Consider the following 13,326-nt stretch of genomic DNA (forward strand, 5'->3'; position numbering starts at 1 on the left):
TCACCATCACATAACCGGCGCCTCAGCTCCGGTAATCGCCGTTGATCTCGACATATTCCTTCGTCAGGTCGCAGGTATAGACAGTGGCCCGACCGGAACCGAGGCCGATTTCGACGCGGATCGTGATGTCCTCTTCCTTCATCACGGCCGTGGCCGCAGCTTCAGAATAGGTGGGATCGCGCTCCCCCTCGACGGCGACGCGCACGTCGCCGAACCAGATCGCCAGCCGGTCGCGCTCGGCCATTTCTCCGGACTTGCCGACGGCCATGACCACGCGGCCCCAGTTGGCGTCTTCACCGGCGACCGCCGTCTTGACGAGCGGCGAATTGGCGATCGAAAGCGCGATGCGCTTGGCGGCCGCATCATTCTCGGCGCCTTCGACAGTCACCTCGACCATCTTGCGAGCGCCTTCGCCGTCGCGCACGACCTGGAGCGCGAGATCGCGCAAAAGGTCGTTCAGTGCGGCGCGGAAGGCATTAAGACGCGGGTCGGTCGCATCGGAGATTGCCGGCTGGCCGTCGGCCGATGCCGCGCCCGTAGCGAACAGCATCAGCGTATCGGACGTCGAAGTGTCGCTGTCGACCGTGACCGAGTTGAAGGTCGGGCCGACGCCGGCCGAAAGCAGGGCCTGCAGCGCCGAAGGCGCAATGTCGGCATCTGTGACCACGAAGGAGAGCATCGTCGCCATGTCGGGCGCGATCATGCCGGCGCCCTTGGAGATGCCGTTGATCGTCACCTTGACGCCGTCGATTTCGGCGCTGCGTGTCGCTACCTTCGGATAGGTATCCGTCGTCATGATCGCCTTGGCGGCTTCGAACCAGAAGTCCTCCTTGCCGGCAACAGCCAGATCGTCGAGCACGCCGGCAAACTTGGTCGCGTCCAAAGGCTCGCCGATGACGCCGGTCGACGCCAGGAAGACTTCGCTCTCCGCGCAGCCGACAGCCTTTGCCGCCGACTTTGCCGTCAGTTCCGTCGCCTCGCGGCCCTTCTTGCCGGTGAAGGCATTGGCGTTGCCGGAGTTGACGACGACAGCGCGCGCAACACCGCCGGCAAGGTTCTTGCGGCAGAAATCGACAGGGGCCGAAGAGCACTTGGAACGGGTGAAGACACCGGCCACGACGGCCGGCCGGTCGAACACCATCATCAGCACGTCGGTGCGGTTCTTGTACTTGATGCCGGCGGCTGCGGTCGCCATGCGGACGCCGCGCACGGAGGGCATTTCGGCAAAGGTTTTCGGAGCGAGCGGAGAAACGGAGCCGGACATGGGAAACCTGCTGTGACGTGTTGGAGCCAAAGCACTTCCAAAAGAGCCTGGCGGCCTTCAGGAAATGCCTAAGAACAAGGATCCGGAGCGGTCTACAACCGAAACGGCTCCAGATCCATCTTGCGACAAATGCCCGAACGGTTTTCACCGCCGGGCATCGACAAAAAGCGGTGACGACAGGCCCCGCCAGTGGCAGGGCCCGCCGATCGAATTACTTGGCTTGTTGCGCTTCCTGCGCCTTGTTGGCCTCGTCATAGGCCTGCTTCAGCGCCGGGTCGGAAATTTCGACGCCTGCATCCTTCTTGGCGGCGGCAAGCAGCTCGACATACTTGTCACGCATGACAAGCTGACGAACCTGCTGCTCGACCTGCTCGAGCGGCGGCGGGGCCTGCGGGCGCTTGTCTTCGACCAGGATTACGTGGAAGCCGAACTGCGTCTTGACCGGGGTCTTGGTGTAGGCGCCCTTCTCGAGAGCGAAGGCAGCCGTTTCGAATTCCGGCACCATGCGGCCCTTGGTGAAGTAACCGAGGTCGCCGCCGTCGTTCTTGTTCGGATCGGTGGACTTCGCCTTGGCAAGCTCGACGAAGCTCTTGCCAGCGTCGAGTTCCTTGATGATTTCCTTGGCTTCGTCTTCCGTCTTGACCAGGATATGGCGGGCCTTCACTTCATCCTGAACCGGAATGGCCGCGACTTCCTTGTCGTAGCGTGCCTTCACCTCTTCCTTGGTGATGGCGTCGACGACATGCTTCTTGAAGTAGGCGTTGTGAAGTTCGCGCTCGGTGAGGTACGCGACGCGCTGCTTGAAAGTGGCGTCGTCCTGCAGGCCTTCCTTCTCGGCCGTGGCGGAAAGAAGCTTAACGTCGATGATCGCCGACAGTGCTGCGGCGCGCTTCTGTTCTTCCGGCATCTGCTGCAGCTGCGGGTCGAGACCACCCAGAGCAAGATTGAGTTCGGACTGACGCACGTCCTCGCCGCCAACCTTGGCGACCACCGGATCGGCGTCTTCCGCCCGCGCGCCACCATGTACGGCCATCGCCGCAACCAGTGCCACGGCGGCCAGGGTTTTCAACTTGGTCATGCTCACTAACCTTTCACATTGGCCTTCGGCGCAATTGCCTGCAGCTTGTAGCGGCTGCACAACACCAGAATGTGGCGGTTCTGTAGCCGTCCGGCAGTGCAATTGCGTTGACATAATTCGACCCCCCTCTTATCTGTCACGCAACCTCGCGTCCAGAACAGTTTCCGGGCGTTTCACGGCATTGCGCGGTTTTCGCGGCGCGGCCATGAGACCCAAGGCAACAAAAATGAAAGGACCATTCGTATGGTCAGTCTCGGCGGCCTAGCCCGCAAGTTGTTTGGCTCCTCCAACGATCGCCGCGTGCGTGGCTACAAGGCACGGGTGGACGCCATCAACGCACTTGAAGCCGACATGAAGGCTTTGTCGGATGAGGCGCTCGCCGGCAAGACGGTGGAATTCCGCAAGCAGCTGGAAGAAGGCAAGACGCTCGACGACCTTCTGGTTCCGGCCTTTGCGGTCGCCCGCGAGGCCGCCCGCCGCGTGCTCGGCCTGCGCCCGTTCGACGTCCAGCTCATCGGCGGCATGATCCTGCACGAACGCGCCATCGCCGAAATGAAGACCGGTGAAGGCAAGACCCTCGTCGCGACGCTTCCGGTCTACCTCAACGCGCTTGCGAGCAAGGGCGTGCACGTCGTTACCGTCAACGACTACCTCGCCCAGCGCGACGCCGGCACCATGGACCGCATCTATAGCTTCCTCGGCATGACCACGGGCGTCATCGTCCACGGCCTGACCGACGAGCAGCGCAAAGCCGCCTATGCCTGCGACATCACTTATGCCACCAACAACGAGCTCGGCTTCGACTATCTGCGCGACAACATGAAGTACGAGCGCGGACAGATGGTCCAGCGCGGCCACTTCTTCGCCATCGTCGACGAAGTGGACTCGATCCTCGTCGACGAAGCGCGCACGCCGCTGATCATCTCCGGCCCGCTCGACGACCGCTCGGATCTCTACAACACAATCAACGAATTCATTCCGCTGCTTTCGGCTGAGGACTACGAGATCGACGAGAAGCAGCGCTCGGCCAACTTCTCCGAAGAAGGCACCGAGAAGCTCGAAAACCTGCTGCGCGAGGCGGGCCTGCTCAAGGGTGAATCGCTCTACGACATCGAAAACGTCGCGATCGTCCACCACGTCAACAATGCGCTCAAGGCCCACAAGCTGTTCCAGCGCGACAAGGACTACATCGTTCGCAACGGCGAGATCGTCATCATCGACGAATTCACCGGCCGCATGATGCCGGGCCGCCGTTATTCGGAAGGCCAGCACCAGGCGCTCGAAGCCAAGGAAAAGGTGCAGATCCAGCCAGAGAACCAGACGCTCGCATCGATCACCTTCCAGAACTACTTCCGCATGTACTCCAAGCTCGGCGGCATGACCGGTACGGCCTCCACCGAAGCGGAAGAATTCGGCAACATCTACGGCCTGGAAGTCGTTGAAGTTCCGACCAATCTGCCGATCAAGCGTATCGACGAGGATGACGAGGTCTACCGTACGCAGGGCGAAAAGCTGAACGCCATCATCGACGAGATCAAGTCGGCACACGAGCGCGGCCAGCCGATGCTGGTCGGCACGACGTCGATCGAAAAGTCCGAGCAGTTGGCCGACCTTCTAAAGAAGTCCGGCTTTGCCAACTTCCAGGTTCTCAACGCCCGCTACCACGAGCAGGAAGCCTTCATCGTCGCCCAGGCCGGCGTGCCCGGCGCCGTCACGATCGCCACCAACATGGCCGGTCGCGGCACCGACATCCAGCTCGGCGGCAACGTCGACATGCGCATCCAGCAGGAGCTCTCGGAAGTCGAGCCCGGCCCCGAGCGCGAACAGCGCGAACAGGCGATCCGCGCCGAAGTGCAGCAGCTGAAGGAAAAAGCGCTGGCCGCCGGCGGGCTTTACGTTCTCGCTACCGAGCGCCACGAAAGCCGCCGCATCGACAACCAGCTTCGCGGCCGTTCCGGCCGTCAGGGCGACCCGGGTCGATCGAAGTTCTACCTGTCGCTCCAGGACGACCTGATGCGCATCTTCGGCTCCGACCGCATGGACGGTATGCTGCAGAAGCTGGGCCTCAAGGAAGGTGAGTCGATCATCCATCCGTGGATCAACAAGGCTCTCGAACGCGCCCAGAAGAAGGTTGAAGCCCGCAACTTCGACATCCGCAAGAACCTTCTGAAGTACGACGACGTTCTCAACGATCAGCGCAAGGTGATCTTCGAGCAGCGCATCGAGCTGATGGATGCCGAAAGCGTCACCGAAACCGTGACCGACATGCGCACCGAAGTCGTCGAAGACATGGTCAGCAAGCGCATTCCCGAGAAGGCCTATGCCGAGCAGTGGGACGTCGCCGGTCTCAAGGCCGACGTGCAGCAATACCTCAATCTCGACCTGCCGATCACCGAATGGGCTGCCGAGGAAGGCATCGACGAAGCCGATATTCTCGAGCGCGTCATGACCGCTGCCGAAAAGGAAGCCGCCGACCGTGCCGAACGCTTCGGTCCGGAGATCATGCAGTATGTCGAACGCTCGGTCGTGCTGCAGACACTCGACCATCTGTGGCGCGAGCACATCGTCAACCTCGATCACCTGCGCTCGGTCATCGGCTTCCGCGGCTACGCCCAGCGCGATCCGCTGCAGGAATACAAGTCCGAAGCCTTCGAGCTGTTCCAGGCCCTGCTCGGCAACCTGCGCCAGGCCGTGACCGCACAGCTCATGCGCGTCGAGCTGGTGCGCGAAGCAGCCGAAGCGCCGCAGCCGGCTCCGCCTGTCATGCATGGCCACCATATCGATCCGCTCACCGGCGAGGACGATTTCGGCGACGGCACGCTGCTGGCCGCCCCGCCAGTGCAGCGAGACGCAACCAACCCATTGTCCTGGGGCAAGGTCTCGCGTAACGAGCTCTGCCCCTGCGGTTCGGGCAAGAAGTACAAACACTGCCACGGCATCTACGAGGCATAAGCCAGCCGCGGAATGCAGGTACTGTCTGCGCCCCCTGCCCTTCAGAAATGCCGCCCCCCGGGCGGCATTTTCGTTTCCTGGAGCCAGTTTGCTAGCGATGGCACGCCCTGGGCGATCAGGTTTTCGAGCGCGCGAATGCCGGTGCTGTTGATATGGCGGCGGCCGAGCGTGGCGTTGATACGGAGTGCGAGGTCTTCCGCGTTGGCGACCGTCAGGTCCTCCAGCCGCTCGATGCCGATCTTCTGGAGATCGCCGACCATGTGCGGCCAATCGATTTCGCCTGCATAATCCGCTGCCGCTCGCTGTCCACAATCGGCATGGTTGCCCCCATTCCTTACAACCGCGCTGCACCCTTTGTTAACGCTGTTCTGGCAGTACTGAACCCCTGTATTGCGTAATCTCAGGGTGTTCTCGTGTTCATGGCGGTATGTCAAACGGCCGGACGAATGCTGCCGTCGGCACTGAGACACCGCCTGTCCGCAATTATCGCCCGGCTTCTCCCCATCCTGACAAGTTCCGACGCCACGAACGCTGCGCGCCGCATGGCGCTCGTCGCCTTCACGGTTCGCATCGTCAGCGCCGCCATCGCCTTCCTGTCGCAGATCATCCTCGCGCGGCTGATGGGCGAGTTCGAATACGGCATCTTCGTCTTCGTCTGGGTGCTGGTCATCCTGTTCGGCAGCCTCTCCTGCGTCGGCTTTCACTCCGTCGTCATCCGCTTCCTGCCGGAATACCAGGCGTCGGCCGCCATGGACGAAATCCGCGGCGTGACGACGACGGTGCGCATCTTCGCGCTTTCCTCCGCCACCACGGTCGCCGTCCTCGGCCTTGCCGGCCTCTGGTTCTTTTCCGGGCACATCGAGGCCTATTACCTTGTGCCCCTCTATCTCGGCCTCTTCACCCTGCCGATGATCTCGCTGGGCGACGTCATGGACGGAACGGCGCGTGCCCATGGCTGGCCGATTGCCGCGATGAGCCCCACCTTCATCATCCGGCCGCTGCTCGTGCTCGTTTTCATGGTGCTCGCCGTCACCGCCGGCGCGCCCCACACCGCGCAAACCGCCATGATGGCAGCCATGGCCGCGGCCTATGTCACCAGTGTCTCGCAGTTTCTCGCGCTCACCTACCGTCTTCGCTCGCGCTATGTTCCGGGACCGCGACGCATCGAGCTTCGCCGTTGGCTCAAGGTCTCGATCCCCGTCTTCCTGGTCGATGGCTTCGGCTTCCTGCTGACCAATTCCGATGTGGTGATCGTCGGCCTCTACCTGGAGCCGGACGACGTCGCGATCTATTTCGCTGCCGCCAAGACCATGGCGCTTGTGCATTTCGTCATGTTCGCGGTCAAGGCAGCCGCGGGCCCGCGCGTCTCCAACGCGATGGCCCGCGATCCCGGCCAGATCCCCGGCATCGCGGTCGAAAGCGCCCGCTGGGCCTTCTGGCCGTCGCTTCTGGTCGGCGCGCTGGTGCTACTGGCAGGGCCGTTCCTGCTTTCGCTCTTCGGCCCGGCCTTCGTCACCGGGCTGCCGCTGATGATGGTGCTTTTCGCGGGTATCCTCGCCAAGGCTTTCATCGGCCCGGCCGAAACGCTGCTGACGATGGCCGGCCAGCAGACGCTGTGCGTGATCCTCTACGCCGGCGCGCTGGTGGTCAACATCGCACTCAACCTCAGCCTCATCCCTCTTTTCGGACTGAACGGTGCTGCTTTTGCAACCGCTGGTGCTATGTTCGTCGAGGCGATGCTGCTGCACCTCGCCGTCCGGCGTACCTTCGGCTTTGCGCTCTTTGCCTTCGCAAGAGCGCGGGCCGGCAATGAAAACAACGGGGCTGTCCATCCATGATCGGCAATACCAATCTTCCGAGCGATGCAAACAGCCGGGCCGCACGGGTTCTCGGCGGTCTGGCGCAGGACGGCGAAAGCGGACCGACCGCAGAGCATCTGATCGAGGTCGGACGTCCCGGACGGCATCTTGCCATCTATCCGGCAAGGGCCGGCTACGAGTTGCAGCGCGAACTCGACTTTCTGTCGAACCGGGCGCTGGAGCCGAACGTCTTCTTCACCGGACGCTTCCTGGCGCCGGCCATGCCACGCCTGGAAGAGCGAGTCATCCGGCTCGCGATCATGCGCGACAACGACGAGCGCCGCAGCCGGCTGCGTTTCCTGATGCCGTTCTCGATCGAAAAGCCCGGCTTCTCGATCGGCGCGCCGATCATTCGCGCCTGGTCGAACCCGTTCGGGCCACTGGGCGTGCCACTGCTCGACGCCGAGGATGCGGCCGAGACCATCGACAACCTGTTCGAAGCCTTTGCCGCGCCGGCAACCGGGCTGCCCTCGATCCTGGTGCTGCCCGACATGCGGCTCAACGGCAAGGTCGCCCGCCTCACCCGCGCCGTCGCCATCGGCCGCAACCTGCCTCTGACGGTGACCGACACCTTCAGCCGGCCGATGCTCGAAAGCCTGCTCGACGGCCCGACCTATCTGCGCAAGGCCATTAGCCCGGCGCATTTCCGCGAGCTGCGGCGGCAGTGGAACAATCTCGAAAAAGAGGGCGAGCTCGTCTATTCGGTCGCCCGTCAGCCCGCCGACGTCCGCCTGCGCATGGAGGAATTCCTGGCGCTGGAAGCATCCGGCTGGAAGGGCAAGGCGCGCAGCGCCATGGTGCTCGACCGCTTTCGGGCCGCCTTTGCCCGCGAGGCGATCACCAATCTGGCCGACGGCGACAGCGTGCGCATCCACACGCTCGATCTCGACGGCAAGGCGATCGCCTCGATGGTCGTCTTCCTGATGTCGGGCGAGGCCTATACCTGGAAGACCGCCTATGACGAGCGCTATGCCAGGTTCTCGCCGGGCAAACTGCTTCTCGCCGAACTGACGGAATGGCATCTCGACGACGCCAACATCGCCCGCTCCGATTCCTGCGCGGTGCCGGACCACCCGATCATGAGCCGTTTCTGGCAGGAGCGCGAAGACATGGGCACGATGGTGATCGGCCTGCAGCAGACCCGAGACCGCGAAGTGCGCCAGGTGGCAGCCCAGCTCCACCTCTATCGCAACACCCGCAACATGGCGCGGATCCTGCGCGACAAGATCAAGGCGCTTGCCGGACGCTAGAGCGGGATGAGGAAAAAGCGTGCGCCGTTTTCCGCCCGCATCCCGCTCCAGCCAATTCAAATCAATCGCGCGGCGGTCAAGGGACTACGACGCTTCGGAAACCTGAATCGCCCCGCGCGCTTCCGCCGCCGCCTGCTCGCGCAGGAACCGTCTGATCACCTTGCCCGAGGTCGTCAGCGGCAGGCTGTCGACGAAGGCGATCTCGCGCGGATACTCGTGCATCGAGAGCCGGGTCTTCACCCACTCGCGGATGGAGGTTGCCACACGCGCGTCGCCAACAACGCCCGGCCGTAGCACGACATAGGCCTTGACGATCTCGGTGCGCACCGGATCGGGCTTGCCGACAGCGGCGGCCAATTGCACGTCCGGATGGCCGGCGAGGCAATCCTCGATCTCGCCCGGGCCGATGCGATAGCCCGACGAGGTGATGACGTCGTCGTCACGCCCGAAGAAGGTGAAATAGCCCTCCTCGTCCATCACGCCCTGATCGCCTGTCGTCATCCAGTCGCCGATGAACTTCTTCTCCGCCGCCGCCGCGTTGCCCCAGTAGCCGAGGAACATCACCGGGTCCGGCCGCTTCACCGCCACCTGCCCGACGCTGCCGGCCGGCAGTTCGCGGCCTTCGCCGTCGATGATCGCCACCCGGTGGCCGGGTGCGGCCTTCCCCATCGACCCCGGCTTGACGACGCCGAGATCGGCGGCTGACGAGATGACGATGTTGCACTCGGTCTGGCCGTAGAACTCGCTGACCTCGAGACCGAGCGCCGCCTTTGCCCATTCATAGGTCTCGCGGCCGAGGGACTCGCCAGCCGAGCCGATGGTTCGGAGATTAAGCCGATAGCGCTCGCGCGGATTCTCGACCGCCTTCATCAGCCTGAGCGCCGTCGGCGGAATGAAGGCGTTGCGCACGTCCATTTCTTCCAGGATGCGAAAGGCAGTATGCGGGTCGAACTTCTGCGCCGGCGACGACACGACGGGTACGCCGTGCAGCAGCGACGGTAACAGCGCGTTGAGCAGCCCGCCCGCCCAGGCCCAGTCGGCCGGCGTCCACATGCGGTCACCCGGCTGCGGCAGGAAGTGATGGTGAAACTCGAAGCCCGGCAGATGCCCGAGCAGCACCCGGTGCCCGTGCAGTGCCCCCTTCGGCGGCCCCGTCGTGCCTGACGTGTAGATCATCAAGGCCGGATCGTCGGGGCCGGTATCGGCCGCAACAAAGCCAGAGGGATCACCCGACGCCAAGTCAGAGAAGACAATCGTGCCCGGACGCGGCTGATCATCCGCCAGCACCACCAGCCGCAAGTCAGGCAGCCGCTCACGGATCGCCGCGATGCGTTCATAGCCAAAGCCGTTGGTGATGACAGCCGCCACGCCGGCGTCGCGCAGCCGGTATTCGAGCGCCTCGACGCCGAAGAGCAGCGCCAGCGGCAGCGCGATGGCACCGTGCTTGTAGATCGCTGCATGGGCAATCGCCGTCTCGAACCCCTGCGGCAACAGGATCGCCACCCGTTCGCCGGGCATGATACCCTCCCCCGTCAGCCCCTTGGCAAAGGCCGAGGATTGCCGGGCGAATTGACGATAGGTCAGCGATTGATGCGCACCGCCAGGATCGAAATGCTGGAGACAGACACGCTCCGGCGCCCGCTCAGCCCAGGCGTCGCAGACGGCAACGCCGATATTGAACTTTTCCGGAATCGGCCAGCGGAAGGCGCGGTAGAGTTCGTCGTAGGTCTCTATTCTCGGTAACATGACGCTGCCATGACAGTTTTTTTGCTGCAGCGCACCTAACACCTTCGCAAGCGACAGTTCAATGACTGCGGCGGCGTTCAGGCATGTCGGACGATGGATGTGAAGAAAGTGTACGTGGTGGTGCCCCATGCCGGAGCGACGCAACTCAACAAAAACAGCTTCTTAAGCTGGTGTGGGACACGCTTGCTAGGCACGTTTTCGTTATGCTTTCTCACTCGCCTGTCTCACTTTTCGCGGAAACATCCTCGCCGTATAGCTCGAACCGCCTCAGGCTCTATTTGCTTTTCAACCTTCAATTGGATGGGTAAGTAGCCAGCTGCATCTTTCATTGGATGCCTTCGAGCGCGCCCTGGCAATGCAAATGCCGACTTTTCCTATGCTTTCCTCCCACATCCTTCGATAGCGACGGAAATTTTTGGGCACTGCCGCTGTGAAAGATGTGGCAGGATTCCGCCATTAGCAGTCATTGACAGAGGACTCGCCACCGTATCGTAACCAGCAGTTGGAACGGAATGACCGCCGTGTCTGTGATAACAGAGCAAGCCGCTTCTCGATTGACAGAGGCAGAGCGTCGAATTGGTTTGCCATTAAGCTAGCGTCTGGAATGCCTCCTGAGGAGCTACACACCCTTCTCAATCGCGCTGAAATAGAATATCAACCGCGGGGGGTGGTTGAATGTTGATTTTCTGGCTCGCGGTTGTCTGCTCACCGCTCATTTTCTTGTTTACTTATTGGCACTTCGGAGATCCCGTAGGCGAGATTGCCACCTATGGCTCCGCAGAATGGCTGACGCTAATTGGGACACTGCTCAGCTACGTTGGCATTGTCACATCTGCTTATGCTGTGATCAGGATTGGCGAGTTAACGCGGCGTCATTACGCAAGAACCCGACTTCCACAGTTGCAAATTCTACTAATCAAGACGTGTGACCAGATGTCCACATTTTCGGGGACAGCGAGCGATCTGATGTCAGAGAAGTTTGTTGCTAGTGTGCCCGCTCTTTCCAGGTCACTTCGGCGGGTCAAAGACGAGGACATCGCAAAGTTAGCCCGAGCGGCGGTAAAGGCTCAAGCTAAGCTAGTGAAGTGGGCTGCCGATAGTCGCAATGGAGGACTTCTTACGGCTGCCGAACCGAGGTACTGGGCCGTACTAGGGATACTAAACGAGCTTTCCGTCGAGGTAAGTGAGCGGATAAAAGAGGAGAAGGCGGCACGATGAGCTACACAACAAAAGATTGGTCGCAAGCTATCACGAAGTTAATCCAGCTTACGTCGAATGGAACCCTCACCTGGCAGTTCACTACTGACTACACAGAGGATACCTGGGAGGTCGTGGATCGCGCATTTTCGGCCGCCTATAACAATAGTCGGTACGTCGTTAAGGCAATTCGAAAAAAAAATTATATTGATGAAGATGAGTTCTATTGGGTCTCGGACGCAAAACTCGAGATATATAAAAGTCCTTCGATCATGCAGGGAGAGGTACTCATATCATCCTCTCCCGAGACGCCAGTTACTGGACGCCTTTTGAGCGCCGTCGAAGCCAGCTTCGCCTATCAGCAAGGTGCCCTCAGTGGTCTATTGGATGACTGATAATCCGTGCATATCGGCGGTGTCGAACACGTTAACCGAAACTCGTCATATGACCGGTTTGGGCCGAAAGCGGCCTTCAGCCGCGTCGTGTGGGCCCGGCTGCTGCCCTCGGTGATAACGCGGGGCAAAATCAGCAAAATAAACAACAAAAACAATATCTTAAAGGCGGTAGCGGCGCCCGATGGCGGCGCAAGGTAACAGCCTAACAGCTACATGCCCGTTCAGTGGGACATCATATTTAGCAAATTTTCGTTATACTTTTTTGACGAATGTCTCACGCAAACTGCTGCTTCCTCTCCTATCACCGCGTCGAACGCCTGGCCGGCATTGTTCGGTGCGCCGCAGGCACTGCTTGAATCTTTAAGTTAAGTGAAAATTCCGATTGAAACGCCTGCGTGCATGGCGCAATAGTCCCGACATTTATAGGGGCGAGGAAGGTTCCATTGTGACTAAGAAGATCAGCATATTCAACAACAAGGGTGGCGTCGGAAAAACTACCTACATGTATCACGTCGCTCACCTGCTAGCTCGCGGTGGCCTCACTGTCCTAATGGTAGATTGCGACAGCCAATGCAATCTCACCTCTTATTCGCTCACTGATGGCGTAATCAGGCGATCTTGGCACGACGACGGGAACAGCATCTATCAGAACATTCTGCCCGTTTATCGGACCACTGGCGATATTCGAAGCCGGATGCCCAGCCGCGTAAGCGCCGACTACGATCTCTTCTTGATCCCCGGCGATCTTAGGTTGAGCAATTTTGAGGATCTGTTGGGCGACACATGGAGCGCGGCGCGGGGCGGGTCCGAGCCTGCACTTCGAGCTCAGTCCGCTATGCATAGATACATAGAATTTGCTGCGGACAGGGTGGGCGCCGATCTGGTTCTTATCGACCTAGGCCCAAACCTCGGCGCCCTTAACCGGGCAGTATTGGCGTCAAGCGACTACTTCATTATGCCTGTCGCTCCAGACTTGTTCTCGATCCAGGGGACAGAAAACCTAGGCAACAAGCTAGTCGCATGGCGGCGCGAATGGGAGCAATGCAATAACGCATGGGAGGGCGAAGACCTATCCATCCCTTCGGGCAGCCCGTCCTATCTTGGATACGTGGTGCAGATGCACAATCAACGCGCCAACGCCGTTAACAACATGACCGCTGGTTGGCGAATCTACGGAGGGCGTCTTGAGCCTGCAATCCGTAGAAATATTGTGGATAAACTGGATCCGCTGCAACAGGTTGTTCGGTGGCACGACGAGGTTTATCGCTTAGGGCAAATTCCGAACCTGCATAGCCTCATCCCGTACTCTCTAAAGGCTAGAAAGCCGGTGTTCGACTGCACGTATCGCGATGGCCTCAGGGGCGAACACATCGCTCGCGCGGTAGATTCCGCCGACCACTTCCGAGAAATTGTTGCAACGTTGCAAGAGGTTGCAACGTGGTGAGCCTCACTCAAATAGCTCGCCTGCAGGGGGAGGATGGCTACCAGAGGCGGGCCACCTGAAATGGGCGAAATCAATGGCTTACGGAAAGGCTGGACGCTCACCTGTCCAGCCCTTTCATTATGTTTTTTTCCGATAGTGTCC

At 60.9% G+C, this 13,326-nt stretch carries 9 protein-coding genes; 5 read left to right on the forward strand and 4 right to left on the reverse strand.

Going from position 1 to position 13,326, the window contains the following annotated elements:
* Nucleotides 1-22: 22 nt before the first annotated feature.
* The gene (gene argJ / locus AC3WVQ_RS14445; RefSeq protein ID WP_110819221.1) at nucleotides 23-1,264 is read right to left on the reverse strand and encodes a bifunctional glutamate N-acetyltransferase/amino-acid acetyltransferase ArgJ; all 1,242 of its coding nucleotides are present in this window, start codon (nucleotides 1,262-1,264) and stop codon (nucleotides 23-25) included.
* Between the two features lie 211 nt (nucleotides 1,265-1,475).
* A complete protein-coding gene (locus tag AC3WVQ_RS14450; RefSeq protein WP_034797733.1) occupies nucleotides 1,476-2,342 on the reverse strand; it encodes a peptidylprolyl isomerase in 867 nt (288 codons plus the stop codon).
* A 243-nt stretch (nucleotides 2,343-2,585) separates the two neighbouring features.
* Between AC3WVQ_RS14450 and secA the strand changes: the two genes are divergently transcribed.
* Nucleotides 2,586-5,294, forward strand: coding sequence for a preprotein translocase subunit SecA (gene secA, locus AC3WVQ_RS14455; protein ID WP_060518382.1), 2,709 nt, complete (start codon nucleotides 2,586-2,588; stop codon nucleotides 5,292-5,294).
* Nucleotides 5,295-5,335: 41 nt separating this feature from the next.
* Here secA and AC3WVQ_RS14460 read toward each other — a convergent pair whose 3' ends face one another.
* Entirely contained in the window at nucleotides 5,336-5,554 is a 219-nt protein-coding gene (locus tag AC3WVQ_RS14460) for a hypothetical protein (protein ID WP_034797737.1), read from the reverse strand.
* Between the two features lie 186 nt (nucleotides 5,555-5,740).
* Here AC3WVQ_RS14460 and AC3WVQ_RS14465 point away from each other — a divergent pair, with 186 nt between their 5' ends.
* Together AC3WVQ_RS14465 and AC3WVQ_RS14470 are read left to right on the forward strand one after the other, a co-directional pair.
* Nucleotides 5,741-7,132: a lipopolysaccharide biosynthesis protein gene (locus AC3WVQ_RS14465; RefSeq protein ID WP_051659382.1), complete on the forward strand. Its 1,392-nt coding sequence runs from the start codon at nucleotides 5,741-5,743 to the stop codon at nucleotides 7,130-7,132.
* Entirely contained in the window at nucleotides 7,129-8,403 is a 1,275-nt protein-coding gene (locus AC3WVQ_RS14470; protein WP_034797746.1) for a GNAT family N-acetyltransferase, read from the forward strand. Before AC3WVQ_RS14465 ends, AC3WVQ_RS14470 begins: the two co-directional genes overlap by 4 nt.
* A gap of 84 nt (nucleotides 8,404-8,487) precedes the next feature.
* On the opposite strand, the gene AC3WVQ_RS14475 is transcribed toward AC3WVQ_RS14470, so the two are convergent.
* Entirely contained in the window at nucleotides 8,488-10,149 is a 1,662-nt protein-coding gene (locus tag AC3WVQ_RS14475) for an AMP-binding protein (RefSeq protein WP_090299920.1), read from the reverse strand.
* A gap of 1,214 nt (nucleotides 10,150-11,363) precedes the next feature.
* On the opposite strand from AC3WVQ_RS14475, the gene AC3WVQ_RS14480 reads away from it, so the two are divergent.
* Both AC3WVQ_RS14480 and AC3WVQ_RS14485 read left to right on the forward strand, forming a co-directional pair.
* A complete protein-coding gene (locus AC3WVQ_RS14480; protein ID WP_247960750.1) occupies nucleotides 11,364-11,741 on the forward strand; it encodes a hypothetical protein in 378 nt (125 codons plus the stop codon).
* A gap of 445 nt (nucleotides 11,742-12,186) precedes the next feature.
* Nucleotides 12,187-13,185, forward strand: a complete 999-nt coding sequence (locus AC3WVQ_RS14485) for a ParA family protein (RefSeq protein WP_247960749.1) — start codon at nucleotides 12,187-12,189, stop codon at nucleotides 13,183-13,185.
* Nucleotides 13,186-13,326: the final 141 nt, after the last annotated feature.

The organism is Ensifer sp. EB106-05-01-XG146 (assembly GCF_058791875.1).

Excerpts from the sequence above, each read along its gene's own strand:
- AC3WVQ_RS14450 (WP_034797733.1), bottom strand. The coding sequence starts at position 2,342 with ATGACCAAGTTGAAAACCCTGGCCGCCGTGGCACTGGTTGCGGCGATG.
- AC3WVQ_RS14465 (WP_051659382.1), top strand. The coding sequence starts at position 5,741 with ATGCTGCCGTCGGCACTGAGACACCGCCTGTCCGCAATTATCGCCCGG.
- argJ (WP_110819221.1), bottom strand. The coding sequence starts at position 1,264 with ATGTCCGGCTCCGTTTCTCCGCTCGCTCCGAAAACCTTTGCCGAAATG.
- secA (WP_060518382.1), top strand. The coding sequence starts at position 2,586 with ATGGTCAGTCTCGGCGGCCTAGCCCGCAAGTTGTTTGGCTCCTCCAAC.
- AC3WVQ_RS14480 (WP_247960750.1), top strand. The coding sequence starts at position 11,364 with ATGAGCTACACAACAAAAGATTGGTCGCAAGCTATCACGAAGTTAATC.
- AC3WVQ_RS14475 (WP_090299920.1), bottom strand. The coding sequence starts at position 10,149 with ATGTTACCGAGAATAGAGACCTACGACGAACTCTACCGCGCCTTCCGC.
- AC3WVQ_RS14460 (WP_034797737.1), bottom strand. The coding sequence starts at position 5,554 with ATGGTCGGCGATCTCCAGAAGATCGGCATCGAGCGGCTGGAGGACCTG.
- AC3WVQ_RS14470 (WP_034797746.1), top strand. The coding sequence starts at position 7,129 with ATGATCGGCAATACCAATCTTCCGAGCGATGCAAACAGCCGGGCCGCA.